We start from the raw sequence: 26,288 nt of genomic DNA, 5'->3' as shown, positions 1-26,288 counted from the left end.
AATGATCAGTTCCGGTCGCTTCGGGCCGCATCCCGCCATCCCCGTTCACCTGCGACGCGGGCCCGGCCCCTCGCCGCTCCCGCACCGGACGCCGACCGGCCATGAAGATCCGCATCCGCACATGCTCCACGTCCACGCACCGACGGTTCAGTTCGTGGTTTCCGGCCGCGCCGACTTCTGCCACGGATATCCCGTCCCCAGCCGCGGGTCCGGAGCCGTGAGGGCCTGCGGGGGCTCCCCACCGCCCGCCGGGCCCGTCGTCGGCCGGTTCGCCGTGGGCCGGCCCTGACCGCCGTCCGCGTGCTCCGGTGCCGGCTCCTCCGTCGTCCAGTGCCGCAGCGCCCCGGCCTCCACGTCGATCTGCGCGTTCAGCGACGCGAGATCGTCGTCGGCGAACTGCCGGGCCCGGTCCCTGGCCGCCCACCGCAGGGAATCCGCGGCCTTCGTGATCCGCTCGGTGCGCTCCTTCAGGCCGGGCAGCAGCGAGGCGACCGTCGTCCGGTCCGGCTCGCGCTCCAGCCGCTTCAGGTCCTCGTCCAGCTCGCGGCCATGAACCCCGAGGCGCTCGAACAGGCCCAGCGACTCCGCGAGCGACGCGTCCTCGACCGCGCCCGACTGCAGCGCCTCCTGCGTGGCCCGCATCGAGGTGCGCAGCGAGAGGCGTAGCTGCGCCAGCTCTCCGGCGACGCCCACCTGCCCGAAGCTCCTGGCCCGCAGCGTGGTGTCCTCCACGGTGCGGCGGGCCTGCGTAAGGGTGCGGTCCACGCCGCGCTTGGCCGCGCCGACGGCCTTGACGGTCGCGTAGACCCCCAGGGCCATGAACGCGACGACGAGCAGCACCAGGATCAGGATCACGGCTTCCATGAGCGCCCCTCGGATGGTGTGACGGCTGACGGCACGGTTTCACGCGCCCCTCCACCGTAAACGGAACGGGCGGGCCGAGGGTTCCATCGGAACCCCCAACCCGCCCGTAAGGGAAACCCCTCACATCCCGTGAGGCTAGGCCGGAACGATGTTCACCAGCTTCGGCGCCCGCACGATCACCTTGCGGATGCCCGCCCCGTCCAGCGCGGCGACGACGGCCGGGTCCGCCAGGGCCAGCGTCTCCAGTTCCGCGTCCGTGATCGACGGGGAGATCTCCAGACGGGCCCTGACCTTGCCCTTGATCTGGACGACGCAGGTCACGGTCTCGTCCACGACGTACGCCGGGTCGGCGACCGGGAAGTCCTGGTGCACGACCGACTCGGTGTGGCCCAGCCGGCGCCACAGCTCCTCGGCGATGTGCGGTGCCAGCGGCGCCACCAGCAGCACCAGGGCCTCGGCGACGGAGCGCGGCAGCGGGCCGCCTGCCTTCGTCAGGTGGTTGTTCAGCTCGGTGACCTTGGCGATGGCCGTGTTGAAGCGCATCCCGGCCATGTCCCCGCCGACGCCGTCGATCGCCTTGTGCAGCGCGCGCAGCGTGTCCTCTGCGGGCTCGGTGTCGACGACGGTGATCTCGCCGCTGTCCTCGTCGACGATGTTGCGCCACAGACGCTGCAGCAGGCGGTACTGGCCGACGACCGCGCGCGTGTCCCAGGGGCGCGAGACGTCCAGGGGGCCCATGGCCATCTCGTACAGACGCAGCGTGTCCGCGCCGTACTCGCCGCAGATCTCGTCGGGCGTCACGGCGTTCTTCAGGGACTTGCCCATCTTGCCCAGGACGCGGGAGACCTTCTCGCCCTCGTAGTAGTACGCCCCGTCGCGCTCCTCGACCTCGGCCGCCGGGACGGCGATGCCGCGGCTGTCCCGGTAGACGAAGGCCTGGATCATGCCCTGGTTGTACAGCTTGTGGAACGGCTCGGCGGAGGAGACGTGGCCCAGGTCGTGCAGCACCTTGGACCAGAAGCGCGCGTACAGCAGGTGCAGCACGGCGTGCTCGGCGCCGCCCACGTACAGGTCGACGCCGCCGGTCGGCTGCCCCTCGCGCGGCCCCATCCAGTACTGCTCGATCGCGGGGTCGACCAGCTGCTCGGCGTTGTTCGGGTCCAGGTAGCGCAGCTCGTACCAGCAGGAACCGGCCCAGTTGGGCATGGTGTTGGTCTCGCGGCGGTACTTCTTGGGTCCGTCGCCCAGGTCCAGTGTCACGTTGACCCAGTCGGCGTTGCGCGACAGCGGGGTCTCGGGCTGGGTGTCGGCGTCGTCCGGGTCGAAGGTGCGCGGCGAGTAGTCGTCGACCTCCGGCAGTTCCAGCGGCAGCATCGACTCGGGCAGCGGGTGGGCGATGCCCTCCTCGTCGTAAACGATCGGGAAGGGCTCGCCCCAGTAGCGCTGGCGGCTGAACAGCCAGTCGCGCAGACGGAAGTTGACGGTGCCCTCGCCGACGCCGTGCTCCTTCAGCCAGTCGGTGATCCGGGCCTTCGCGTCGACGACGCCCAGGCCGTCCAGCGAGATGTCGTCGTTCGCGGAGTTGACCAGCTTCGCGTCGTACGAGCCGAAGGCGTCCTCCCACGTCGAGGGGTCCGTGCCGCGGTCGTCGGACGGCTCGACGACACAGCGCATCGGCAGCTCGAAGGCGCGCGCGAAGGCGAAGTCGCGCGCGTCGTGCGCCGGTACGGCCATGATCGCGCCGGTGCCGTAGCCCATCAGGACGTAGTCGGCGATGAAGACGGGGACCTGCTCGCCGCTGACCGGGTTGGTCGCGTACGCGCCGGTGAAGACGCCCGTCTTGTCCTTGGCCTCGGCCTGCCGCTCCACGTCGGACTTGGCCGCGGCCTGCTTGCGGTACGCGGTGACGGCCTCGGCCGGGGTCGCGTGTCCGCCGGTCCAGACCGGGTGGGTGCCCTCGGGCCAGGCGGCGGGAGTGATCGCCTCGACCAGCTCGTGCTCCGGCGCCAGCACCATGTAGGTGGCACCGAACAGGGTGTCCTGGCGGGTGGTGAAGACGGTGATGCCGCCGGCGCCGTCGACGGGGAAGTCGACGCGCGCGCCCTCGGAGCGGCCGATCCAGTTGCGCTGCTGCAGCTTGATGGCCTCGGGCCAGTCCAGCCCGTCCAGGTCATTCAGCAGCCGGTCGGCGTAGGCCGTGATGCGCATGTTCCACTGGCGCAGCTTGGCCTTGAAGACGGGGAAGTTGCCGCGCTCGGAGCGGCCGTCGGCGGTGACCTCCTCGTTGGCCAGGACGGTGCCCAGCCCGGGCGACCAGTTGACGGGTGCGTCGGATGCGTAGGCCAGCCGGTACTCGCCCAGGACGTCGGCGCGCTCGGCGGCGCTCAGCGCACTCCAGTCACGGCCGTCGGGGGTCGCGCGCTCACCGGACTCGAACTGGGCGACCAGTTCGGCGATGGGCCGGGCGCGGTCCGCGTCGGTGTCGTACCAGGAGTTGAAGATCTGCAGGAAGATCCACTGGGTCCACTTGTAGTACTCGGACTCGATCGTGGCGAACGAGCGGCGCTTGTCGTGACCCAGGCCCAGCCGGCGCAGCTGCGCCGTCATGTTCTCGATGTTGGCCTCGGTCGAGATCCGCGGGTGGGTGCCGGTCTGGACGGCGTACTGCTCCGCGGGCAGGCCGAAGGCGTCGAAGCCCAGGGTGTGCAGGACGTTGTGGCCGGTCATCCGCTGGTGACGGGCGTAGACGTCGGTGGCGATGTAGCCCAGCGGGTGGCCCACGTGCAGCCCCGCACCCGAGGGGTACGGGAACATGTCCATGATGAACTTCTTCGGCTTGGCGGCCAGCTCCGGGTCGCCCGCCAGGTCACCGGTCGGGTTGGGCGCCTCGTACGTGCCCTCGGCGTCCCAGAAGTCCTGCCAGCGTGCCTCGATGTCGGCGGCCATCGCGGCCGTATAGCGGTGCGGCGCAGCAACGTCGGCTGCGGAATTCGTCTCGCTCATGATCCTCAAAGCTCCATCGATCGTCATCTGCCGGGCGCCCACGTCTACGGACACGCGTCTACGGAAACGAAAAATCCCCTCGCACAGGAGGGGACGCCGCGCCGATGCCGACCAGGCATTCTCACCGGTCGGGACTGATCAGCGCGGCTCGCTAAGCAGAAGGCGTACGGCACGCATGGCGTCAGGGTACCGCACAGGCCCGGCCCCCATCCGGGCGCCGCCGATCCGTGGACACGGCGGGTGGTGGACCGTGCGGCAGAACGTCCGGGAAGCGGGGGTTACTCCGCGTAATGCCCTCTATCGGGGCAACCATCCAAACCTCGTACCGGCCGGTATGGGGCGACTTAGCATGCGGCAACGGGACCGCTTTGCCGAGCCATTCGGAGTCGCCCCCCATGAACCCTCTTCACCCTCATCGCAAGACCCGCTCATCGGCCGCCCCACTCCAGGGGCCGAGCCGTCAGGTACAGGGCGGGCTGACCGTCGCTGTGCTGGTTCTCCTGCCGTTGCTCGCCGTGGCGGCCAGCGACGGCGTGCGCGCCACGCTCGATTTCACCACCGGCGTCCTCTCGCTGGTCTCGCTCACCGCCGCGGTGGGCTGGGGCCTGCTCGCGACCGACCGGCTGTTCCTCTCCTCGCGTCAGCGGCTGATCGGCCAGGCCGTCCACCGCACCGCCGCGGCCGCCTCGCTGGGTTTCCTGCTGCTCCATGTCACGGTGAAGGTCTCGCTGGGGCATGTGGAGCTGCTCGGCGCCCTCATACCCTTCGGCCTCGGAGCCGGCGGCACGGCGGGGCTGATCGGCTTCGGCGCGCTGGCCGGTCTGCTGATGGTCGTGGCCGCCGCCACGGGCGCGCTGCGCAGCGCCTTCGCGTCCCCCGGCAAGGTCGCCGGACGCTGGCGGGCGCTGCACGCGCTGTCCTACCCGGCCTGGTGCGCCGCGCTGGTCCACGGCCTGTACGCGGGCCGGCCGCCCGCCGCCTGGGTCGTCGTGATGTACGGCCTGTGCCTGGTCGCCGTGGCGGCCGTGTTGGGCCTGCGCATGCTGCCGCCGCCGGTGAAGCGGCGGATCACCGAGCTGGTCACTGCCCTGATCAGGCCGGACGCCGTGCCCGCCGTACCGGACCCGGTGCGCCGCGAGGCCCCGCTGCCCGGTGCGGACACCACGGAACTGCCCGCTGCGTACGGGGCAGGGCCCGGCCGTCAGGTACGCGGCACCCCGCTCCCCTCGTCCTTCGAACGCCCCCGGACCACGCTCCCGGCGCCCGCGCCGCCCCTGTACGAGGCCCCGCCCCGCAGCTCCGACCGCCTCGCGGACCCGCTGCCGGGCACGTCCGGCGGTCTCACGGGACCCGGGCCGGGGATCGCCGCCGGGTACCGCGCGGTCTCGCCGGCCGCCCGGGCCACCGACGGCCGGCAGCGGTCCGGGCGCTGGCCGGCACCGTCCCCCGCCCCGCCCGTGCCCGCCGGACCGGCCCATCCCCCCTACACCATGCAACCTGCCCCTCCCCCGTACACCGTCCATGAGTCCCCCACCGGAGCAGCGACCGCTCCGCTGCCCGCCGTCGGCGACACCGCGCCGCTTCCGGGGCCGTTCTACCCGCCCCCGGCGGGAGAACCCTGGACCGCACCCGCAGGAGACCGACCGTGAACATCCCCCTCCCCGACGTCCCCGAAGTCCGCGTCGTCGGCCTCCCCCAACTGACAAGCGGCTTCGACCTGGTGGAGCGGCTCGACCTCGGCATGCATCTGAAGGTGCACGGCCCGCTGGAGCCGATGACCGGCGAACGGCTGGCGGAACTCGCCGAGGCCATCTCGCTGAACGGCCGCGGCGGTGCCGGATTCCCGTTCGGGAGGAAGCTGCGGGCCGTCGCGAAGGCGTCGATCCGGCGGGGGGTGCGGCCGGTCGTCGTGATCAACGGCAGCGAGGGCGAGCCCGCCTGCCGCAAGGACACGGTCCTGCTGAACCGCGCGCCGCACCTCATCCTGGACGGCGCGCTGCTGGCCGCAGAGGCGCTCGGCGCGCGCACGCTGATCGTCGCCGTCACCCGGAACTCCACGGAGATCTCCGTGCGCTCCGCCCTCGCCGAGCGGGGTCTGTCCGACCGGCGCGGACAGCCGTTGCGGGCCCGGGTGGTGCGGACGCCGGAACGGATGGTCTCCGGTGAGGCCTCGGCCGTCATCCGGGCCGCGTCGGGCGGACCCGCCCTGCCGCCGGGGCGCCGGGAGCGGGCCGCCGAATCGGGGGTCGGCGGCGCTCCGACCCTGCTGTCGAACGCGGAGACGTACGCGCAACTCGCCGTCGCCGCCCGCACGGGCGCCCGCCGCTACGGGAACACCGGACTGCCCGACGAGCCCGGGACGGTGCTCCTGACCCTCTCCGGCGCCGTCGCGCGTCCGATGGTCATCGAGGTGCCCACGGGTGTGCCGCTGCGGTACGTGCTCCAGCTGGCCGGCGCGCCCCCGCTGCCGCAGGGCGTGCTGACGGGCGGCTATCACGGCAACTGGATCAGTGCGCACGCGACGCACGACGCCGTCGTCTCCCGGCAGTCGCTGGCCGCCGCGGGCGGTGCGCTGGGAGCGGGCGCGATCCTGCCGATCGGTCCGGAGACCTGTCCGCTCGGGGAGTCCCTGCGCGTGGCGAACTGGCTGGCCGCCGAGACCGCCGGCCAGTGCGGCCCGTGCAAGCTCGGCCTGCCGGCCGCCGCGGGCGGGCTGTCCGACGTGCTGAACGGGGGCGGACCGGCCGCACTGGAGGCGCTGCGTGAGGTGACGCTGGCGGTCAAGGGCCGGGGCGCCTGCAAGCACCCGGACGGTTCGGCGCGCTTTCTGTCCTCCACGCTCTCCGCCTTCACCGACGACCTGGCCGCGCATGTGCTGGACGGCGGCTGCGGCCGTGAGACCTTCGGTGTCCTCCCTCTTCCCGCACCCGGCTACCAGGATGTGGAGGAGTCCATCCCGAGCGGCGAGAAGCTGGCCGTGGACTGGACGCTCTGCCGGGGCCACGGTCTGTGCGCGGACATCGTCCCGGAGCTGATCAGGCTGGGCCCCGACGGGTATCCGGCGCTGGCGGACGCCGCGGTTCCGATGCACCTGCGAGGGCGCGCGCAACGTGCCGTACGCCGTTGCCCCGCCCTGGCCCTGCGGATCGAGCAGCAGGCTCCCGAACGGCCCGCGCTGCCTCCGGGCCCCGGCCGCAACGCCCTGGGCAGCGGCCGGAGTTGATGTCGACCCCCACACAAACGACTGGCGGGTCATCCGATTCGGATGACCCGCCAGTCGTTCTTCACTGTGGAGCTAAGGAGAATTGAACTCCTGACCTCCTGCATGCCATGCAGGCGCTCTACCAACTGAGCTATAGCCCCGCGTTGCGCCGCCCGGTCTCCCGTGGCGACATCGAGAACATTACCGGTCCCCGGGCCCTCCACCAAATCGATTCCGATCGGCCCCTCCCCGGCTGATCGCCGGGGCGGTTCAGGCGGTGGCGAAGGAGTAGAACCGCTTCAGCGTGCAGTGCTCCTCCAGCAGCCGCCCGTAGATCGGCTCCCCCTCCAGCTCCCGGTAGGTCTCGATGGGGTCGCCCTTTATGACCAGCGCCCGTGCGCATTCCTCGCACCAGTACTGGTAGTCCACGTTGACCGGGTCCATGTCCCTGACGATGGGCGTACCACTGCCGCACCAGTCGCATTTCCGCCTGTGTGCACCCATGGATCAGCTCCGGGTGCGGCCGCGGGCCGTACAGAGGCGAAGGGACCCGACGCGCGCGCCGGGCTTTCGGGGCATCGAGGGACGGATCGGGACAGGCCCTGGAGGAAGATCCGGGATCTCGTGGCGGCTCGCAGGCATCGCGCGCTCCTCCCCGTTCGGTCCGTCTCCCCTCGGCGGTCCGATTCTGCCATGAGCCCGCAAGGGGGTCAGCCCGCCGGAAGCCGGCCGGTCCGGGAACGAGGAAGGATCCCGCCCCCTGATGGGGACGGGATCCTGATTGTGGAGCTAAGGAGAATTGAACTCCTGACCTCCTGCATGCCATGCAGGCGCTCTACCAACTGAGCTATAGCCCCGCTGTTCGCTGTGTTTCCCTGCGTTTCCGCGCTGCGAACAAGAAGAACTTTAGCCTGTGACCAGCCAGAAAGTGAAATCCGGCCGACGCTGCCCGAAGGCGCCCCGCGGGCGCCGCCCCGGCACCCGTCAGGTGTCGTCGCCGAGCACCGGTTCGGGCAGTGTGCCGGCGTTGTGCTCCTGCAGACGCCAGCCGCGGGCGCCCTCGCCCAGCACCGACCAGCAGCAGTTGGAGAGTCCGCCGAGCCCTTCCCAGTGGTGCGCTTCCAGGCCGAGCAGCCGGCCGATGGTGGTCCGGATGGTGCCACCGTGGCTGACGACGACGAGCGTGCCGTTGTCGGGCAGCTTGTCGGCGTGCGCGAGCACGACGGGGGCCGCCCGGTCGGCGACCTCGGTCTCCAGCTCACCGCCGCCGCGCCGCACGGGCTCGCCGCGCTTCCACGCCGCGTACTGGTCGCCGTACCGGCCCACGATCTCCTCGTGGGTGAGACCCTGCCAGGCGCCCGCATAGGTCTCGCGCAGTCCCGGGTCGTGCGCGACATCGAGTCCGGTGATCGCGACGAGCTCGGCCGCCGTGGCCGCGGCCCGCCGCAGATCGGACGCGACGATCGCGTCCGGCCTCAGAGAGGCGAGCAGCCGGGCGGCGCGCCGGGCCTGCCCGACGCCCTCCTCGGTCAGCTCGATGTCCGTGGAACCCTGGAACCTGCGCTCCAGGTTCCACGCCGTCTGGCCGTGGCGCCAGAGGACGATCCTGCGGCCCCTGCCGCTCGTGCTGCCGTTCAGCTCTGTTCACCTTCCGTGCTGCCGGTGAGCTGTGCGTGCTCCTCGGCCTTGCCGCGGGTCTTCACGGCGTCCTCGGGAAGGGGAAGCTCGGGGCAGTCCTTCCACAGCCGTTCCAGCGCGTAGAAGACGCGCTCCTCGCTGTGCTGGACGTGGATGACGATGTCGACGTAGTCGAGGAGGATCCAGCGGGCGTCGCGGTCGCCTTCGCGGCGGACCGGCTTGGCGCCGAGCTTCTTCTGAAGCTGCTCCTCGATCTCGTCGACGATCGACTTGACCTGGCGGTCGTTGGGGGCCGAGGCCAGCAGGAAGGCGTCCGTGATCGACAGCACGTCGCTGACGTCGTACGCAATGATGTCGTGCGCGAGCCGGTCGGCGGCCGCCTGAGCGGCGGCGTTGATGAGCTCGATGGAGCGGTCCGTGGCGGTCACATGCAGGCTTTCGTCGGCGGTCAGATCGACCTCTAGGGTCTCACGGACCGCCGACAGCCCACGCAATCATTCCGCGAGGACCGCTCAGGAGTCGCCCGGCGGGCCCCTGAGCTGCCACGGAACCGGCCCGCAGCGCCGGCGGGGCGGCCCGGGAACTCCCGCCGCCGCCCCTGGACCAGGGCCGGCCGAGCCTGCCGCCCGGCCCTCCAGCCGACCTACTTGATCTTGTAGTCCTGGCCGAGGACGACGGACACGTCCGCGTTGCCGGCCGGCTCGCCCTTCTTCGCCGCGCTCGCCGGCAGCCCGAGGGTCGCGGCGACCTCGGTGGCCTTCTTCTTGTCCGCCGCGTCCTTGTAGACGACCTCCGAGGAGGCCACCGCATCGGACTTGCCGCTGTTGACGAAGGTGTAGCCGCCGTTGACCAGCTTGATCCGGGCGGATTCCGTACCGGCGTCGCTGCCCGTGGCGTTCTTGATGCCGACCCGCACCGCCGCGTCCGCGGCCGGGGCCTTGAACGAACCGCCCAGGATGTCCTTGACGACGCTCTCCGTGGCGGCCTGGGTGAGGGTGCCGTCCTCCTGGACCGGCAGCAGCGCGGTCTTGTAGTCGCCGATCTTGGCGTGCTCGGCGAGTTTGGCGAGGGAGGCGCCCAGGTCCTGCTCGGGCAGGGACGGGTCGAGGATCTGGGCCAGCGTCTGCACGGTGACCGTGGCGGCCTTCGGATCGTCGGAGATCTTCCGCAGCACTCCGCGCATGACCTGCCCGAAACGCATCAGCTGCTTGGCCTCTGCCTCGCCGGGACCCCGGTATGTGGCGTAGGCGACAGCCATCGGGCCGCTGAGCGTCTGCCCCTCGCCCTTCTTCACCAGCGGCGCGGCACCCTTCTTGGTGTCGGGAACAGCGGTGTCGGTGTCGACCTCGATGTTGCCGACCAGGTCGACGAGGTTCTCCAGATACGGGGTGTCGAGCCGCCAGGTGCCGCTGATCTCGGTGCCGAGCAGGGAGTCGATGGACTCGCGGGTTCCGGAGGTCCCGTCGTCGTCGACCGACTTGCCGAGCGTGGTGGTGGCACCGTCCTCGTCGGAGAGGGCCAGCGAGTTGGGCAGCAGGACGGTGGTGCCCTGCTTGGTGGTGACGTTGTCGACGAGCAGGGCCGTGGACGTGCCGCCGCCCTTGGTGTTGTGGAGGTGGACCACGATGACGTCCCGCCGCTGCGGGCCGGTCGCCGCGGTGTTCTTCTTCTCCGCGGCGGAGAAGCCGGGAAGCTTGTCCGCCGACCACAGGTAGCCGACGCCGCCGAGCACGACGAGGACGGCCACGACGATCAGCGCGACCATCCGGTTGTGGCCGCGACGGCGTGCCTCCTCACGGCGCTCGCTGCGGCTCTCGGTGAACTTCAGCCAGTCGATGACGTCTTCGGAGTCCTCGTCGGGCTCCTCGATGAAGGAGAACTGCTCCGTGCGGTAGTCGCGGTCACCCCGGCGCGGCGCCGGGACGCCCGCCTCGGGTTCCGCTGCTTGCTGCGGTTCGGGGGCGTGCGCGGGCGGAGCGGCCACGGTTTCGGGCGCCGGGGCCTGCTGCGGGATGCTCCACTGCTGGGTGGTGTCGACCGCGGCGGGCTGCCCGCCCGTGTCGTAGCCGTAGCCGCCGTCATAGCCGTAGCTGTGCTGCGGGTGTTGCTGCTGCTGCTGCTGCGGGGCCGCGTACGGGTCGTACTGCTGCGGCGGTGCGGCAGGCTGCTGCTGTTGCTGTGGCTGCTGTGCGTACGGGTCGTAGCCGTATCCCTGGCCGGGCTGCGGCGCCTGTTGCTGGGGCTGCTGCGGCTGCTGGGCCTGGTGCGGCGGCTGAGGCTGCTGCTGGGCGTACGGGTCGTACTGCTGCTGCGCCGCGGGCTGCAGGTACACCGGCTGCCCGTACTCGTCGTAGCCGATGATCTGCGGCTGCTGGTAGTACGGGTCGTACGGGTTCTGTCGGTCGTTCACCGGTGCCCCTCTCCGTGGCTCATTCGCCGCGGTACAGCTGGCGCTTGTCGATGTAGCGGACCACACCGTCCGGCACCAGGTACCAGACCGGGTCTCCCTGGGCGACTCTCCCACGGCAGTCCGTGGAGGAGATGGCCAGAGCGGGGACCTCCACGAGGGAGACGCCCCCCTTCGGCAGCCCGTCGTCCGTGAGCAGGTGCCCGGGACGTGTCACACCGATGAAGTGGGACAGCGAGAAGAGCTCGGCGGCATCCCGCCAGGTGAGGATCTGGGAGAGGGCGTCGGCGCCCGTGATGAAGAACAGGTCCGCGTCGCCATGGACCGCGCGCAGGTCCCGCAGGGTGTCGATCGTATACGTGGGGCCCTTGCGGTCGACGTCGATCCGGCTGACCGAGAACTGCGGGTTGGACGCCGTCGCGATCACGGTCATCAGATAGCGGTCCTCGGCCGGGGAGACCTGCTTGTGGCTCTTCTGCCACGGCTGCCCGGTCGGAACGAAGATCACCTCGTCGAGGTGGAACTGGGCGGCCACTTCACTGGCCGCCACCAGGTGTCCGTGATGGATCGGGTCGAATGTCCCGCCCATCACGCCGAGTCGGCGCTTTCCGCGGCCGGTAAGCACGTGCTGCTCTCCCATGCGTGCAGAGCCTACTGGCACAGCTGTACGCCTCGGCCTCAGCGGTCGCGGTTGAAACGCGTGGTGATCCACAGCAGGAGGAGAAGCACGACAAACGCACCACCACCGGTGAGGTAGGGGCTCAGGCTTTCGTGATTGCCGCCGTGCTCGCCCTCGGCGGCGACGGTGACCAGCTGGTGTGCGGTGCTCGTGAGGCTCATCTTCGGCAGGACCTATCGCTCGGTAGTCGGAGGGAAGACGTCGCGGACATCGTATGCGGGTGCCCCGGGCACGCTCACGCCGACTCAGTCGTTGTTGTCGTCGTTGCGGTATCCGCGCAGCAGGAACCAGGCCAGCAGGGCGGCTCCGACGAGGGAGACGATCAGCACGATGCGGACCGTGCTGCCCGGCCCCTGGTCCTCGGATGCGGCGGTGAGCAGAGCAACGGTGTGCGGCATGTCGGGCGTCTCCTCGGTTATCCACAGCCCCCCGCACACCGTAGCCCCAGCACCTACGCTGGGTTTTGTCAGGGGGCGAGACGCATCTCGCACGAACAGGGGGGCCATTCATGACCGACGGCAGCCACGAGAGCCATGACCAGGTGCCGAGCAGGCAGCGCAGGCGTTTCCCGGGGATCTCCTCCCGGGCGTACGAACACCCGGCGGACCGCTCGGCCCTGGTGGCGCTGCGCAAGCTGAGCGGCTTCGACACCGTCTTCAAGGCACTGAGCGGCCTGCTGCCGGAGCGCAGCCTGCGACTGCTCTTCCTGTCGGACTCCGTCCGGGTGAGCGACGCGCAGTTCAGCCATCTCAACGACATGCTGCGGGATGCCTGTTACATCCTGGACCTGGAGAAGGTCCCGCCGATGTACGTCAGCCAGAACCCGCAGCCCAACGCCATGTGCATCGGTCTGGACGAGCCGATCATCGTGGTGACGACGGGCCTGGTGGAGCTGCTCGACGAGGAGGAGATGCGGGCGGTCGTCGGGCACGAGGTGGGACACGCCCTCTCCGGCCACGCCGTGTACCGCACGATCCTGCTCTTCCTCACCAATCTCGCCGTCAAGGTGGCCTGGATCCCCCTGGGCAACGTCGCGATCATGGCGATCGTCACCGCGCTGCGGGAGTGGTTCCGCAAGTCCGAGCTGTCCGCCGACCGGGCCGGGCTGCTGGTCGGCCAGGATCTGCGGGCCTCGATGCGCGGGCTGATGAAGATCGCCGGCGGCAACCACCTCCACGAGATGAACGTGGACGCGTTCCTCGCCCAGGCCGACGAGTACGAGAAGGCCGGCGATCTGCGCGATTCCGTCCTCAAGATCCTGAACGTGCTGCCGCGTTCGCACCCGTTCACCACGGTGCGCGCGGCCGAGCTGAAGAAGTGGTCCGAGACCCGCGACTTCCAGCGGATCATGGATGGCCACTACCCGCGGCGCGATGAGGACAAGGACACCTCGGTGACGGACGCCTTCAAGGAGTCCGCCGCGCATTACGCCGATTCGGTGCGCAGCAGCAAGGACCCGCTGATGAAGCTGGTCGGCGACATAGCGGGTGGCGCCGGGGACCTGGGCGGCAAGCTCCGCGACAAGTTCACCGGCGCGGCGGGCGGCGGAGCCAAGGGCCCGGCGGCGGGCGGGGGCGACGCTACGGACGACTCGGACCCGGAGGGGCCTGCTGCGGGTCCGGCGGGGAACTGACCGCCAGCGTCCCGCACAGCGCGGCCGTGGGCCGGCCCGTCGCGTACGGGTCGGTGCCCGCCGGGCCGCGCACGACCGCCCGTTCGCCCGCGAGCAGCGGCCGCAGCACGCCGGTGGTGTCGGCCGGGCAGGACTGCGGTCCGGCCTGGACGTAGCTGGTCTGCACCTCCAGTCGGTGCAGCCGCAGATCGTCCCGGTCGAACCGGAACCGCATCTCCCGCCGTACGGTGAACAGCGAGGCGCTGCCCGCCTGTTGGGGACCGGAGACGGCCGGATGGAGCACGTAGGCGAAGGTGTGGTCCGACATGACCTCGAGGGTGTCGGCCCCCGCCTCCGTGTACCGGAGGGTGCCCCGGACCCGGATCTCCGGATCGGGGGTGATCTCGGCGGGGTCGAACCGCACCAGCCAGCCGGTCGCCGCGTGCTGCCCGTCGTCGCGCGGGGCGTTCATGCTCCGCTCGAACTGTTCGCTCTGGTCGGGATCGAGCAGTGACTCGACGGGTCGTACCGCGTTCCCTCCGAGGACGTCGAGGTCGAGCGAGGAGGCCACCAGATAGTCCTTGGCCGTGGCCAGGGCGGTGTACACCTGGTTCTCGGAGAAGCTGTCCGTCCGCCGGGTCACCGGGAGGCTGATGCCGGCGGCCCCCTTCGCGAACGAGGCGGCGGGACTGCTCGCGAAGAGGCCGGCCGGGGTGCCGGCGGGCACGACTCCGCGGGGCGCCAGCGGGACGACGGTCATCCGCAGCGGCTCGGCCCGTCGGGTGACGGAGTTCTGGTAGGGGTGGCGGAAGCCCAGGAAGACGGCGGTGCCGAAGGCCAGGGCGATCAGGACGACGAGGGCGAGCGCGGCCCGTGAGCCGTTGCGGACCGCACGGCCCGGCAGGCTCCGGACGGCACGGGCGTGCTCCCCCATCCGCTCCTGGGCGGAGAACTCCTGCAGCCGGGCAGCCCGGACGAAGGACTCGTCGAAGACGAGGGACCGGTATTCGTCCTCGCTGCCGCTCGCACCGTTCTCCGACGGGCCTTCGGGTGGATCTCCGCGGTCTGCCATGACTTCTCCCGACTCCACGCCAGCGACCGGGGCCGATCGGTGCGCCCCTTCCGGCCGGAAGGCTCCGGACAGGGTCTGCCCGACATGCGGGGGCATGAACGGACAAGTGAGAAGCCCCCTCTTCGAGCGGGTGAGGGGTCATATCTTGAGAGTAGGTCGATTACGACAGAGGTAAACGCGGTGACGGGCGGGAACTGCCGCGGGGTACCCCGGTCGGGCGGTTGGCACCGGTGATATGTCAGCGGTGTAAGCGGGAACGGCGAGGTCCCAGACCACCGGACCGGGCTGGGCCACCCGTGTCGGTGCGCCCCGGTAACCCGTGTCGGTGGCGTCGGTGCGCGCGGACCACCCTTGTGTCCGTGCGCGCGCGGGCCGCCCGGCGCCCCAGCCCACCCGTGGCGGCCTGCGCCCGCAGGGCCCCGGTCGGGTCAGGGTGTGCGCGGGACGGCTGAGACCATCGGGCGGGAGTAACCGGCCGCGGCGGACGGGGCCGCCGTGGGCCCCGGCGCGCTGTCCACGCCGCTCGTGGCCGGGGGCGGGACCTGGTCCTGCCGGTCGCCCGAGGCGTTGCGGAACACGGCGCTGAAGGCCAGCGCGACCATGCCGACGCCCATCAGCAGGGCGAGCAGCCACGCCACCGGCCGGTGCCAGCGGGCGGTGCCCCGGTAGGGCCGCAGCGCGCCGCCGTGACGCCCGTACGGGCCGCCGACGCGGTAGTCGTCGTCCGCGTCCAGCGGGTCGCCGTAGCCGCTGCCGGGGCCGTAGGCGCCACCCGGCCCGTAGCCGTCGTCGTAGAGGTCGTCGTCCAGGGACCCACCGCCGGCCCGGGCCCGGAAGGCATCGGCCTCGGCGCGCGCCTCGGCAGCGGCCAACAGCCGCTCAATCGCGGTCGGTTCGTGGAACTCGGCTGCCCGTACGAAATCCTCGTCGAACACCACGGAGGCGAAGTCCTCGTCCGCGCCCCCGCGGTCGTCGTCGGGCTCCCAGCCGTTCGGGAACGGCCTGCCCCCCACGTCGTCCGGCACGGCTTCAGCCTAGACCCGCGGCGTCGTTTTGGGCAGGGAGACGGCACATTCGCCGCCTCGCGGGGTCACCTCACATGGCCGTCGCCGGTCACGATGTACTTGGTGGACGTCAGCTCCGGCAGCCCCATGGGACCCCTGGCGTGCAGCTTCTGCGTGGAGATGCCGATCTCCGCCCCGAAGCCGAACTGACCGCCGTCCGTGAAGCGGGTCGAGGCGTTCACGGCCACCGTCGTCGAATCGACCAACTGGGTGAAGCGGCGCGCCGCGGCCTGTGAGGTCGTCACGATCGCCTCGGTGTGGCCGGACGACCAGAGCCGGATGTGCGCCACGGCGGCGTCCAGCGACTCCACGACGGCCGCCGCGATGTCGTACGAGAGGTACTCCGTCTCCCAGTCCTCCGGCGTCGCCGCAACCACGGTGGCCTTGGCCCCCTCGGCGTACTCCAGGACCCGCTCGTCACCGTGCACCGTCACACCGGCCTCGGCGAGCGCGTCGAGGGCGCGCGGCAGGAACGCGTCGGCGACGTCCTTGTGGACCAGGAGCGTCTCCGCGGCGTTGCAGACGCTGGGGCGGTGCGCCTTGGAGTTGATCAGGATGGCGACGGCCATGTCGAGATCGGTCTGCGCGTCCACGTAGACGTGGCAGTTGCCCGTGCCCGTCTCGATCACCGGGACGGTGGACTCCTCGACGACGGTGCGGATCAGGGAGGCGCCGCCGCGCGGGATGAGCACGTCGACCAGACCGCGCGCCCGCATCAGCTCGCGCACGGAGTCACGGCTCTCGCCCGGCACCAGCTGCACCGCGTCGGCCGGCAGTCCGGAGCCGCCGACCGCGTCGCGCAGCACCCGGACGAGCGCACGGTTGGAGGAGGACGCGGAGGACGAACCGCGCAGCAGTACGGCGTTGCCCGACTTGAGGCAGAGGGCCGCGGCGTCCACCGTCACATTGGGCCGGGCCTCGTAGATGATCCCGACCACGCCGAGGGGCACCCGGACCTGGCGCAGATCGATGCCGTTGGGCAGGGTCGAGCCGCGCACCACCTCGCCGACGGGGTCCGGCAGCGCCGCCACGTCCCGGACGTCGGCCGCGATGGCGCGGATCCGCTCGGGGGTGAGGGTGAGCCGGTCGACGACCGACTCGCTCGTACCGGCCTCACGGGCGCGCGTCACGTCCTCGGCGTTGGCAGCGAGGATGTCGCTGGTGCGCACTTCGAGCGCGTCCGCGATCGCCAGCAGCGCGTCGTCCTTCGCCGCGCGCGGAAGTGGCGCGATATCGGCGGCCGCGGAGCGGGCCCGGTAGGCGGCCTGGGCGACCGGGGACATGTTGTCGTACGGCGAAAGCGTGGTCATGCCCGCAGCGTAATGCGCACACTGCGGGCATCCGTCACGTATCCCGTGATGCGAGACGGCCGTCCGGTGGACGGGTCAGAACGGGTGCACGCCGACCGGGGCGGCCGGGGGCGGCCCGTAGCCTTCGGCGACGCGCTGGTGGTACGTCTCGCGGTCGATGACCTCCAGGCCGACGATCTCCCAGGGCGGCAGCCCGGCGCTGGAGCGGTGCTCGCCCCACAGCCGCAGGGCCACCGCGGCCGCGTCGTGCAGGTCGCGGGCCTCTTCCCAGTAGCGGACCTCCGCGTGGTCGTGGGCATAGCGGCTGGTCAGCAAGAAGGGATGGTCGTGCGCTAGCTGCTCGAGGCCGCGTCTGACCTCCTTCAGCGGGATCTCGGAACCGGAGACGCAGAGCGTGATGTGCCACAGCTTGGAGTGCGTGCGCTCCTGGCCGGCCGGCGCCGGTTCCGGCCGGGTGGCCCGTTCGTCCCTCCGGTCCGCGGATCTGCTCGAGTCGAAGCCGGTACCGGCTCCGACGCTGGTCAGGGCGCGGCCACCCGTCCCTCGGGGCGGCGCCCCCGGGCGCGCTCGTCTCACCGGCGGCCTCCTGTGAATATGTTGCCGTGCTGAACCCCGCACTGTCCCTGCTACAAAGTGGACCAGCCCGCGGCCCGGCTTGGGGCGGTTTTCGTGAAGGTCTCTGCCCGAAGGCTGGACTTTCAGCCGTTTCGGGTGCTCGTCAGCCCTGGAGGACGACCAGGTCGTCTCTGTGTACGACCTCGCGTTCGTAGGCGGGGCCGAGTTCGCGGGCCAGCTCATGAGTGGAACGGCCGAGGAGCTGCGGGATCTCCTTGGCGTCGAAGTTGACGAGGCCGCGGGCGACCGGACGGCCCCGCAGATCGCGCAGTTCCACCGGGTCGCCCGCGGTGAACTCGCCCTCGACCGCGGCGATCCCGGCCGGCAGCAACGAGCTGTGGCGCTCCACGACGGCCCGCACGGCCCCGTCGTCCAGCGTCAGCGATCCCTGCGGGGTGGAGGCGTGGGCGAGCCACAGGAGCCGGTCGGCCGAGCGGCGTCCGGTGCGGTGGAAGTAGGTGCCCGTGTCCCGGCCCGCCAGCGCGTCGGCCGCGTGGCTCGCCGACGTCAGGACGACGGGGACGCCGGCCGCGGTGGCGATCCGGGCGGCCTCGACCTTGGTGACCATGCCGCCGGTCCCGACGCCCGCCTTGCCGGCGCTGCCGATGCTGACCCCGGCCAGATCGGCGGGGCCGGTGATCTCGGCGATGCGGGTGGTGCCCGGGATGCTCGGGTCGCCGTCGTAGAGGCCGTCCACGTCCGAGAGGAGGATCAGCAGATCGGCGCGGACCAGGTGGGCGACGAGCGCGGCGAGCCGGTCGTTGTCGCCGAAGCGGATCTCGTCGGTGGCGACGGTGTCGTTCTCGTTGACGACCGGCAGCGCGCCCATGTCCAGGAGCTGGTCCAGGGTGCGGTAGGCGTTGCGGTAGTGGGCGCGGCGGCTGGTGTCGTTGCTGGTGAGCAGGACCTGGCCGACGCGGATGCCGTAGCGGGCGAAGGAGGCGGTGTAGCGGGCGACGAGCAGCCCCTGGCCGACGCTGGCCGCGGCCTGCTGCCTGGCCAGGTCCTTGGGCCTGCGGTGAAGTCCGAGCGGGGCGAGTCCGGCCGCGATGGCGCCGCTGGAGACGAGGACGACCTCCCGCTCGCCGCCGCTGCGCACCTTGGCGAGTACGTCGACGAGCGCGTCGACCCGATCGGCGTCGAGGCCTCCCGCGGCGGTGGTGAGGGAGGAGGATCCGACCTTGACCACGATCCTGCGGGCCTCCGTGACGCCCTGCCTGGCCCCTGACACGTGTATCCCCCATGGTTCGCCTCGCTGGACCCCGCAATCTACGCGAGCACGGCGGGCGGCGCCTTCGTGTTCCGTACCGTGGACCCCGTTTCGTCCGGGTCCGTACGGTTCCGTATCCGTTCCGTACCACGGCTCGTTGCAGGGGATGTCGGCCCATGACGGGAAGACTCGGCGAATTTCAGGCAGAGGACGTGATCGCATGCGCCAGCTCTCCATCCCCGGGGCCTGGGTGCACGAGCCCAGCATCATCCCCGACAGCCGCGGGAGTTTCCACGAGTGGTTCAGGGCCGCGGACCTCGGGGAGGCGACCGGTCATCCGCTGGGACTGGCGCAGGCCAACTTCTCCCGTTCGCGGCGGGGCACGCTGCGCGGGATCCATTTCGCGGACGTGCCGCCGGGCCAGGCGAAGTACGTGAAGTGCGTACGGGGCGCGGTGCTCGACGTGATCGTGGACGTCCGGGCGGGCTCGCCCACGTACAAGAGTTGGGAGGGTGTCCGCCTCGACGACACGGATCACCGGGCGGTCTACCTCGCCGAGGGGCTCGGCCACGCCTTCATGGCGCTGACCGACGACGCGTGCGTCCTCTATCTCTGCTCCGAGGGATATGCGCCCGGGCGCGAGCGCGGCATCGATCCGCTCGACGCCGAGCTGGGCATCGAGTGGCCGGCGGGCATCACGCCGCTGCTGTCCCCGAAGGACGCCTCGGCGCCCTCGCTGGCCGGGGCCGAGGAGCAGGGGCTCCTTCCGTCGTACGCGGAGTGCGAGGCGTACTACGCGCGGCTGCGGGCGGCCGGCGCGCCGGTGCCCCGGGTGCGCGCGGGCGAACCGCAGCCGCTCAGCCCGGCCGGCCGCTGAGCAGGGGGCGTTCCGCGGCGAGCAAGGCCGGGAACGCCTCCTCCAGTGCGGTGCGCCAGTCCCGGATGGGTTCGATCCCGGCTGCCGCGAACCGGCCGTGCGCGAGCACGCTGCACGCGGGCCGGGGGGCCGGACGGGCGAAGGCGGCGCTGGTGGTGGGTCGGACCCGGGCCGGGTCCGCGCCGAGCAGCCGGAAGATCTCCCGGGTGAAGCCGAACCAGGTCGTCTCGCCGCCGCTGGTGCCGTGGTAGACGCCCGCCGGGGCGGTGCGGGCGAGCGCGGCCTGCCCGAGCCGGACCAGCCGGCCGGCGAGATCGAGCGTCCAGGTGGGCTGACCGCGCTGGTCGTCCACCACGTCGAGGGTGTCCTTGACGCCCTCCAGCCGGATCATCGTGCGGACGAAGTTGGCACCGCCCGCCCCGTAGAGCCAGGCGGTGCGCACGACGTAGCCGGTGTCGGGGAGGGTCTCCAGGACGGCGCGTTCGCCGGCCAGTTTGGTGCGGCCGTAGGCGCTGCGCGGGGCGGTGGGGGCGTCCTCGGCGTACGGGGTGTCCGCGTCCCCGGCGAACACGTAGTCGGTGGAGACGTGCAGCAGGACCGCGCCGTGCGCGCGGCAGGCGGCGGCGAGGACGGCGGGGCCGGTGCCGTTGATCCGCAGGGCGGCGTCCTCCTGGCTCTCGGCCTCGTCGACGGCGGTCCAGGCCGCGCAGTTGACCACGACGGCGGGGCGGTGGGCGGCGAAGGCCTCCCGGACGCGGCCGGGGTCGGTGATGTCCAGGGCCGCGCGGTCCGCGGCGACGGCGGTGACGCCCTCGTGGGCGAGCGCGGCCATCAGGTCCTGTCCGAGCATTCCGGCGGCCCCGGTGACCAGCCAGCGGGAGCTCACAGGGCGGCCCTCTCCTTGAGCGGCTCCCACCAGGAGCGGTTCTCGCGGTACCACCGCACGGTCTCTGCGAGCCCGGTGCGGAAGTCCTTGCGGGGCTCGTAGCCGAGCTCCTCGCGGATCTTGGTGCAGTCGACGGAGTAGCGCCGGTCGTGGCCCTTGCGGTCCTCGACGTGGACGACGCCGGTGTCCCAGTCGGCGCCGCACGCGTCCAGGAGGAGTCCGGTGAGCTCCTTGTTGGAGAGCTCGGTGCCGCCGCCGATGTTGTAGACCTCGCCCGGGCGTCCCTTGGCGCGGACGAGTTCGATGCCCTGGACGTGGTCGTCGATGTGCAGCCAGTCGCGCACATGGGCGCCGTCGCCGTACAGCGGGACCTGCCGGCCCTCCAGCAGGTTGGTGACGAAGAGCGGGATGACCTTCTCGGGGAAGTGGTGGTGCCCGTAGTTGTTGGAACAGCGGGTCACCCGTACGTCGAGTCCGTGGGTGCGGTGGTAGGACAGGGCGATCAGGTCGCTCGACGCCTTGGAGGCGGAGTACGGGGAGTTGGGGGCGAGCGGTTCGTCCTCGGTCCAGGAGCCCTCGTCGATCGATCCGTAGACCTCGTCGGTGGAGACGTGCACGAAGGTCCGGACGCCTGCCAGGTGTGCGGCGTGGACGAGGGTGTGGGTGCCCAGGACGTTCGTACGCACGAACTCGGCGCCGCCGTCGATGGAGCGGTCCACATGGGACTCGGCGGCGAAGTGCACCACCTGGTCGTGCCCGGCCATGAGGCGGCCGACCAGCTCCACGTCGCAGATGTCGCCCTGCACGAACGAGAATCCGGGGTGGCCGCGCACCTCGTCGAGGTTGGCCGGGTTGCCCGCGTACGTCAGCTTGTCGAGCACGGTCACGGCGGTGTCGCCGGGACCGTCGGGGCCGAGCAGGGTGCGTACGTGGTGGGAGCCGATGAAGCCGGCGCCGCCGGTCACCAGGAGGCGGGTCGTCATGAGGAGATCTGCACCTTGCTGTGGTCGCCGAGGACGAGTCGGTGGGCGGAGGGGCTCCGGGGGGCCGGGGTCACTTCGACCTCGTGGCCGATGAGGGAGGCCTCGATGCGGCGGACTCCGTCGATCGAGGCGCCGCGCAGGACGATGGAGTACTCGATCTCGCTGTCCTCGACCCGGCAGTCGTGGGCGACGGAGGTGAACGGCCCGACGTAGGCGTCGCTGATCACGGAGCGGGCGCCGATGATGGCGGGGCCCACGATCCTGCTGCGGGTGACCCGGGCGCCGGGCTCGATCCGGACCCGGCCGATGATCTCGCTCTCGTCGTCCACATGGGCTCCGGCGGTGCAGGGTTCGACGGTCTCCAGCACGGTGCGGTTGACCTCCAGCATGTCGGTGACGTTGCCGGTGTCCTTCCAGTACCCGCGGATCGTGGTGGAGCGGACGTCGCGCTCCTGGTCGATCAGCCACTGGATGGCGTGAGTGATCTCCAGTTCGCCGCGCCAGGACGGGCGGATGGAGCGGACGGCCTCGTGGATGACCCGGGTGAAGAGGTAGACGCCGACGAGCGCCATGTCGCTCTTGGGCTCCTTCGGCTTCTCCTCCAGGGCCACGACCCGGCCGTCGCCGTCGAGTTCGGCGACGCCGAAGGAGGTCGGGTCGGGCACCTGGGTCAGCAGGATCTGGGCATCGGGCCGGTCCGCGCAGAACCCCTCGACCAGCCCGGCGATCCCGCCGACGATGAAGTTGTCGCCGAGGTACATGACGAAGTCGTCGTCGCCGAGGAAGCGCTGGGCGATCAGGACCGCGTGGGCGAGGCCGAGCGGTTCGGACTGCGGGATGTAGGTGACGTCGATGCCGAACCGGGATCCGTCGCCGACGGCCGCGCGGATCTCCTCCTCGGTGTCGCCCACGATGATGCCGACCTCGGTGATGCCGGCTTCCGCGATGGCTTCGAGCCCGTAGAACAGCACCGGTTTGTTCGCGACCGGGACCAGCTGTTTGGCCGAGGTATGGGTAATGGGACGGAGCCGGGTGCCTGCCCCACCGGAAAGTACGAGAGCCTTCACAGTTCTGCCCCCACGACGAGTCGGCGGTCCTGTCGCAGCTGCGACCTACCGGGTGACCTTAGTCAGGTCCGGCGGCTCATCCGCGGCGAAACAGCACCGTCGACCCGCTTACCGACTCATCCGGAGGAAAAGCGGCGGTCTCCCGTAACCATTCGACTGCGTTTCATTCCGGCCCGTCCGCGAAATCCGTCATGCATGACGCATGTCGAACTCGATATCGAATGCGCCGGCCTCCCCGGGGCGGCGGCCCCGGGGAGAGACAACGATTACGGGTGACGCAGGCGCCAGCCCTGCCAGGCGGACTCGATCATCTCGTCGACGCCGTACCGGGCCGACCAGCCCAGCTCCGCGCGGATCCGGTCCGCGCCCGCGACCACGCGTGCCGGGTCGCCGGGGCGGCGCGCGGCCACCTCGGGGACGACGTCCTCGTGGCCGGTCGCCTTGAGGATGCGCTCGGCCATCTCGCGCACCGAGCTGCCTTCGCCGCGGCCGATGTTCAGCGTGAGGTCCGTGCCGGGCGCGGCGTCCTCCAGCCGGCGTGCGGCCGCGAGGTGGGCGGAGGCGATGTCCTCCACATGGATGTAGTCGCGGACGCAGGTGCCGTCGGGCGTCGCGTAGTCGTCGCCGAAGATCCGCGGAGCCTCGCCGGCCTCCAGGCGCTCGAAGACCATCGGGACGAGGTTGAACACCCCGGCGTCGGCGAGCTCGGGCGAGGCCGCACCGGCGACGTTGAAGTAGCGCATGGACGCGCAGCGCAGTCCGTGGGCCCGGGCGGCCGCGCTGATCAGCCATTCGCCGACGAGCTTGGTCTCCCCGTACGGGCTCATCGGCGCGCAGGGGGTGTCCTCCGTGACGAGGTCCACGTCGGGCATGCCGTAGACCGCGGCCGACGAGGAGAACACCAGCCGGTCGACTCCCGCCGCGACCATGCTCTCCAGCAGCACCTCCAGGCCGGTCACGTTCTCCCGGTAGTAGTGGAGGGGACGCTCCACGGACTCGCCGACCTGCTTCTTGCCTGCGACATGCACCACACCCGTCACGGTGTGGTCACGGATCGCCGCGTCCAGGGCCTGCCGGTCCAGCACGCTCGCGGTGATCAGGGGCACGCCCTCGGGCACGCTCCCGGCGTTTCCCGTGGAGAGGTCGTCGTACACGACCACGCGCAGACCACCCGCGAGCATCGCCCGCACGACGTGCGCACCTATGTATCCGGCCCCGCCCGTAACCATCCAGGTCATTCTGTACGTCTCTCCCTCTGTGGGTGGTCCTGCCGACAGGTTCACCCTACGTGTACGGAAAATCGAATCAGACAAATAGGACCTAAGCGTATTATCGTGCGATATGAAGCCGTGCGTGGGAGACAGCCCGGGAACACCCCGGGTGAAGCCGGACAGCTCCGGATGAAGGCGGGGCAAACACAGGGCCACGGCGGGCGGATGTCAATCAATTACGCTGTTCAGGTGCTCCGGCGCTCCCCCATGATTCCGCGGTGCGAATCGGCGCCTCCGCACAGACCCTGCAGACAGCTCTCTGGACTGGTGAAGGATGCCTCGACTGACACTCATCGTGCCTGCGTACAACGTGCAGGGGTATGTTCGGGAGTGCCTCGACTCCGTGCTCCGGCAGGACTTCACCGACTTCGAGGTCGTCGCCGTGGACGACTGCTCGCCGGACGGCTCCGGCGCCATCCTCGACGAGTACGCGCAGCGCGACGACCGGGTGCGGGTGCTCCACCTGAGCGAGAACGTGGGGCTGGGTCACGCCCGTAACGCCGGGATCGAGCAGGCGACCGGCGACTATCTGCTCTTCCTCGACAGCGACGACACCCTGACGCCCGGCTCGCTGAGCGGCATCGCCGCCCGTCTCGACGCGACCGGCGACCCGGACGTCCTGGTCTACGACTACGCGCGCAGCTACTGGGACGGCCGGCTGCTGCCCAACCAGCGAGCGGACGTCCTCGCCGCAGGCGACCCCGCGGTCTTCCCGCTGACCGAGCGGCCCGGACTGCTCGACCTGCTGCAGATCGTCTGGAACAAGGCCTACCGCCGCGATTTCGTCGAGGCGCACGGCTTCCGGTTCCCGTCCGGGTATTACGAGGACGCCCCCTGGACGTACTCGACCCTGATCGCGGCCGAGCGCATCGCGGTGCTCGACCGCATCTGCGTGCTCTACCGCCAGCGGCGCGAGGGCGGAAACATCCTGGGCACCGTCAGCCGCAAGCATTTCGATGTATTCGACCAGTACGAGCGCGTGTTCACCTATCTGGACGAACATCCGGAATTCAATTCCTGGCGCCCGGCCCTTTTCCGTAAAATGGCCGACCAGTATCTCACGGTGCTGGAAAGGGCCGACCGCCTTCCCAAGAGTGCACGGTCCGAATTCTTTCACCGCGCGGCCGCCGATTACAGCCGCCGGCTGCCCGAGGGGTTCGAGCGTCCGGGCGGCGCCCGCGGTTACAAGTACGCGCTGCTCGGCATGGACTCCTATCCGGCACTGACCGGTGTCACCCGGGCGAACCGGGTGCGCAACCGGGCACGGGCGGCCAACAGCAAGCGCATCAAGCGGGCCAAGCGCGCCGGGATGCGGATGTTCTACCAGTCGCAGCTGCGGCTGCCCGTGGACGAGAACCTCGCGGTGTTCTCCGCCTACTGGAGCAGGGGTTACTCCTGCAACCCCGCGGCCATCGATGCCGAGCTGGCCCGGCTGGCCCCGCACATCCGCCGGGTCTGGGCGGTGCACGCGGAGCATGTGAGCCGGGTGCCCAAGGGCGTCGAGGTGGTCGTCGTCGGCTCCCGCGAGTACTGGACGGCGCTGGCCCGCGGCAAGTACTTCATCAACAACGTGAACTTCGCCGACGCGCTGGTCAAGCGCGCCGGCCAGATCCATGTGCAGACCCATCACGGCACCCCGCTGAAGACGATGGGCCTCGACCAGGCCGACTACCCGGCCTCCACGAGCATGAAGATGGAGGACCTGCTGCGGCGGTGCGACCGCTGGGACTACAGCATCTCCTCCAACCGCTTCTCCACCACGGTCTGGGAGCGGGTCTATCCGTGTTCCTACACCTCGCTGGAGACCGGATACCCGCGCAACGACGTGCTGATCAACTCCGGAGCCCGCGAGGTCGCACAGGCCCGTCGGGAACTCGGTGTCGCGGACGGCTCCAAGGTCTTCCTCTACATGCCGACGCACCGTGAGTACCAGAAGGAATTCACCCCGCGGATCGATCTGGCGAAGCTGTCCGAGGAGCTGGGACCGGACGTCACCCTGCTGGTGCGCGGCCACTACTTCTACAAGCCCACCGGCCGGCTCGCCGAACTCCAGGACAGCGGCCGGGTCGTCGACGTCTCCGGGCACCAGGCCGTGGAGCAGCTCTATCTCGCGGCCGACGCCCTCATCACCGACTACTCCTCGGCGATGTTCGACTACGCCAACCTCGACCGGCCGATCGTGATCTTCGCGGACGACTGGGACACCTACAAGGTCGTCCGGGGCAGCTACTTCGACTTGATGGCCGAGCCCCCCGGCGCCGTCGCCACCAGCCAGGCGCAGCTCACCGGGATCCTCCGGTCCGACGAGTGGCGCGACGAGACCTCCGCCGCCTTCCGTGCCAGGTTCCGTGAGCGCTTCTGCGACTTCGACGACGGCCGCGCCGCCGAACGAGTCGTCCGCAGCGTGTTCCTCCGCGAGGAGAGCCTCCTCCCCGTCACACCCCTTGCCGAGCGAACGCCGGCACCTTCTCCTGCCCAGGCGCTCGAACTGGTCGAGCGGGTCTGAACCGAAAGGAATCCGGAAACGC

The 26,288-nt window shown here is 70.9% G+C and carries 23 protein-coding genes and 2 tRNA genes; 5 read left to right on the top strand and 20 right to left on the bottom strand.

The genetic code is table 11. The features are described 5' to 3' along the window. Positions 1-147: 147 nt before the first annotated feature. Entirely contained in the window at positions 148-864 is a 717-nt protein-coding gene (locus tag ABTX18_RS05620) for a hypothetical protein (protein ID WP_352121445.1), read from the bottom strand. Positions 865-999: 135 nt separating this feature from the next. Then, positions 1,000-3,867: a leucine--tRNA ligase gene (gene leuS / locus ABTX18_RS05615; RefSeq protein WP_352121444.1), complete on the bottom strand. Its 2,868-nt coding sequence runs from the start codon at positions 3,865-3,867 to the stop codon at positions 1,000-1,002. Positions 3,868-4,262: 395 nt separating this feature from the next. Here leuS and ABTX18_RS05610 point away from each other — a divergent pair, with 395 nt between their 5' ends. Together ABTX18_RS05610 and ABTX18_RS05605 are read left to right on the top strand one after the other, a co-directional pair. Then, the gene (locus tag ABTX18_RS05610) at positions 4,263-5,516 is read left to right on the top strand and encodes a ferric reductase-like transmembrane domain-containing protein (RefSeq protein ID WP_352121443.1); all 1,254 of its coding nucleotides are present in this window, start codon (positions 4,263-4,265) and stop codon (positions 5,514-5,516) included. Continuing rightward, a complete protein-coding gene (locus ABTX18_RS05605; protein ID WP_352121442.1) occupies positions 5,513-7,090 on the top strand; it encodes a ferredoxin in 1,578 nt (525 codons plus the stop codon). Before ABTX18_RS05610 ends, ABTX18_RS05605 begins: the two co-directional genes overlap by 4 nt. 67 nt (positions 7,091-7,157) lie before the next feature. On the opposite strand, the gene ABTX18_RS05600 is transcribed toward ABTX18_RS05605, so the two are convergent. From ABTX18_RS05600 to ABTX18_RS05560, 9 genes are all read right to left on the bottom strand, one after another. Beyond that, positions 7,158-7,230: transfer RNA gene (locus ABTX18_RS05600), tRNA-Ala, on the bottom strand. Between the two features lie 109 nt (positions 7,231-7,339). Then, positions 7,340-7,573, bottom strand: a complete 234-nt coding sequence (locus tag ABTX18_RS05595; protein WP_148018647.1) for a hypothetical protein — start codon at positions 7,571-7,573, stop codon at positions 7,340-7,342. 280 nt (positions 7,574-7,853) lie between these two features. Further along, a tRNA-Ala gene (locus ABTX18_RS05590) sits at positions 7,854-7,926 on the bottom strand. A 127-nt stretch (positions 7,927-8,053) separates the two neighbouring features. Next, complete coding sequence (locus ABTX18_RS05585) at positions 8,054-8,707, bottom strand: histidine phosphatase family protein (RefSeq protein WP_352121851.1); 654 nt, start codon at positions 8,705-8,707, stop codon at positions 8,054-8,056. Further along, entirely contained in the window at positions 8,704-9,135 is a 432-nt protein-coding gene (gene rsfS / locus ABTX18_RS05580) for a ribosome silencing factor (protein ID WP_352121441.1), read from the bottom strand. Before rsfS ends, ABTX18_RS05585 begins: the two co-directional genes overlap by 4 nt. Before the next feature lie 215 nt (positions 9,136-9,350). Beyond that, a complete protein-coding gene (locus ABTX18_RS05575; protein WP_352121440.1) occupies positions 9,351-11,117 on the bottom strand; it encodes an LCP family protein in 1,767 nt (588 codons plus the stop codon). A 19-nt stretch (positions 11,118-11,136) separates the two neighbouring features. Further along, positions 11,137-11,754 (bottom strand): nicotinate-nucleotide adenylyltransferase, encoded by a 618-nt coding sequence (nadD, locus tag ABTX18_RS05570; protein WP_352121439.1) that lies wholly within the window; start codon positions 11,752-11,754, stop codon positions 11,137-11,139. Positions 11,755-11,792: 38 nt separating this feature from the next. After that, on the bottom strand, positions 11,793-11,954 hold the full coding sequence (locus ABTX18_RS05565; RefSeq protein WP_018518201.1) for a hypothetical protein: 162 nt from the start codon (positions 11,952-11,954) through the stop codon (positions 11,793-11,795). 84 nt (positions 11,955-12,038) lie between these two features. Beyond that, positions 12,039-12,191 (bottom strand): hypothetical protein, encoded by a 153-nt coding sequence (locus tag ABTX18_RS05560; protein ID WP_352121438.1) that lies wholly within the window; start codon positions 12,189-12,191, stop codon positions 12,039-12,041. A 110-nt stretch (positions 12,192-12,301) separates the two neighbouring features. On the opposite strand from ABTX18_RS05560, the gene ABTX18_RS05555 reads away from it, so the two are divergent. Beyond that, entirely contained in the window at positions 12,302-13,426 is a 1,125-nt protein-coding gene (locus ABTX18_RS05555; protein WP_352121437.1) for a M48 family metallopeptidase, read from the top strand. Here ABTX18_RS05555 and ABTX18_RS05550 read toward each other — a convergent pair. The 5 genes from ABTX18_RS05550 to proB all read right to left on the bottom strand — a co-directional run bounded on the left by ABTX18_RS05550 (position 13,374) and on the right by proB (position 18,655). Continuing rightward, positions 13,374-14,477, bottom strand: a complete 1,104-nt coding sequence (locus ABTX18_RS05550; RefSeq protein WP_352121436.1) for an SCO2583 family membrane protein — start codon at positions 14,475-14,477, stop codon at positions 13,374-13,376. The two genes, ABTX18_RS05555 and ABTX18_RS05550, sit on opposite strands and share 53 nt — an antisense overlap. 428 nt (positions 14,478-14,905) lie before the next feature. Then, positions 14,906-15,502, bottom strand: a complete 597-nt coding sequence (locus ABTX18_RS05545; RefSeq protein ID WP_352121435.1) for an SCO2584 family spore wall biosynthesis protein — start codon at positions 15,500-15,502, stop codon at positions 14,906-14,908. 65 nt (positions 15,503-15,567) lie between these two features. Then, positions 15,568-16,851 (bottom strand): glutamate-5-semialdehyde dehydrogenase, encoded by a 1,284-nt coding sequence (locus ABTX18_RS05540; RefSeq protein ID WP_352121434.1) that lies wholly within the window; start codon positions 16,849-16,851, stop codon positions 15,568-15,570. A gap of 75 nt (positions 16,852-16,926) precedes the next feature. After that, entirely contained in the window at positions 16,927-17,427 is a 501-nt protein-coding gene (locus ABTX18_RS05535) for a DUF8830 family protein (protein WP_352121433.1), read from the bottom strand. Positions 17,428-17,569: 142 nt separating this feature from the next. Beyond that, positions 17,570-18,655, bottom strand: coding sequence for a glutamate 5-kinase (gene proB / locus ABTX18_RS05530; RefSeq protein ID WP_352121850.1), 1,086 nt, complete (start codon positions 18,653-18,655; stop codon positions 17,570-17,572). Between the two features lie 241 nt (positions 18,656-18,896). Here proB and ABTX18_RS05525 point away from each other — a divergent pair, with 241 nt between their 5' ends. Then, positions 18,897-19,553 (top strand): dTDP-4-dehydrorhamnose 3,5-epimerase family protein, encoded by a 657-nt coding sequence (locus ABTX18_RS05525; RefSeq protein ID WP_352121432.1) that lies wholly within the window; start codon positions 18,897-18,899, stop codon positions 19,551-19,553. Here ABTX18_RS05525 and rfbD read toward each other — a convergent pair. The 4 genes from rfbD to galE form a co-directional block, all read right to left on the bottom strand. Next, entirely contained in the window at positions 19,534-20,439 is a 906-nt protein-coding gene (rfbD, locus tag ABTX18_RS05520; protein WP_503061099.1) for a dTDP-4-dehydrorhamnose reductase, read from the bottom strand. The two genes, ABTX18_RS05525 and rfbD, sit on opposite strands and share 20 nt — an antisense overlap. After that, the gene (rfbB, locus tag ABTX18_RS05515) at positions 20,436-21,422 is read right to left on the bottom strand and encodes a dTDP-glucose 4,6-dehydratase (protein WP_352121431.1); all 987 of its coding nucleotides are present in this window, start codon (positions 21,420-21,422) and stop codon (positions 20,436-20,438) included. Before rfbB ends, rfbD begins: the two co-directional genes overlap by 4 nt. Then, positions 21,419-22,489 carry a glucose-1-phosphate thymidylyltransferase gene (locus ABTX18_RS05510; RefSeq protein WP_352121430.1) on the bottom strand — a complete coding sequence of 357 codons (1,071 nt, stop codon included), beginning with the start codon at positions 22,487-22,489 and terminating at the stop codon, positions 21,419-21,421. Before ABTX18_RS05510 ends, rfbB begins: the two co-directional genes overlap by 4 nt. 266 nt (positions 22,490-22,755) lie before the next feature. Beyond that, positions 22,756-23,727, bottom strand: a complete 972-nt coding sequence (gene galE, locus ABTX18_RS05505) for a UDP-glucose 4-epimerase GalE (protein WP_352121429.1) — start codon at positions 23,725-23,727, stop codon at positions 22,756-22,758. A gap of 307 nt (positions 23,728-24,034) precedes the next feature. Between galE and ABTX18_RS05500 the strand changes: the two genes are divergently transcribed. Beyond that, positions 24,035-26,266 (top strand): bifunctional glycosyltransferase/CDP-glycerol:glycerophosphate glycerophosphotransferase, encoded by a 2,232-nt coding sequence (locus ABTX18_RS05500; RefSeq protein ID WP_352121428.1) that lies wholly within the window; start codon positions 24,035-24,037, stop codon positions 26,264-26,266. The last annotated feature ends 22 nt before the right edge of the window (positions 26,267-26,288 follow it).

This window comes from Streptomyces sp. NPDC096323, assembly GCF_040302845.1.
Taxonomy (GTDB): Bacteria; Actinomycetota; Actinomycetes; order Streptomycetales; family Streptomycetaceae; genus Streptomyces.
Note: the sequence above shows the minus strand (reverse complement) of the source record. Positions and strands in the feature narration are given on the sequence as shown.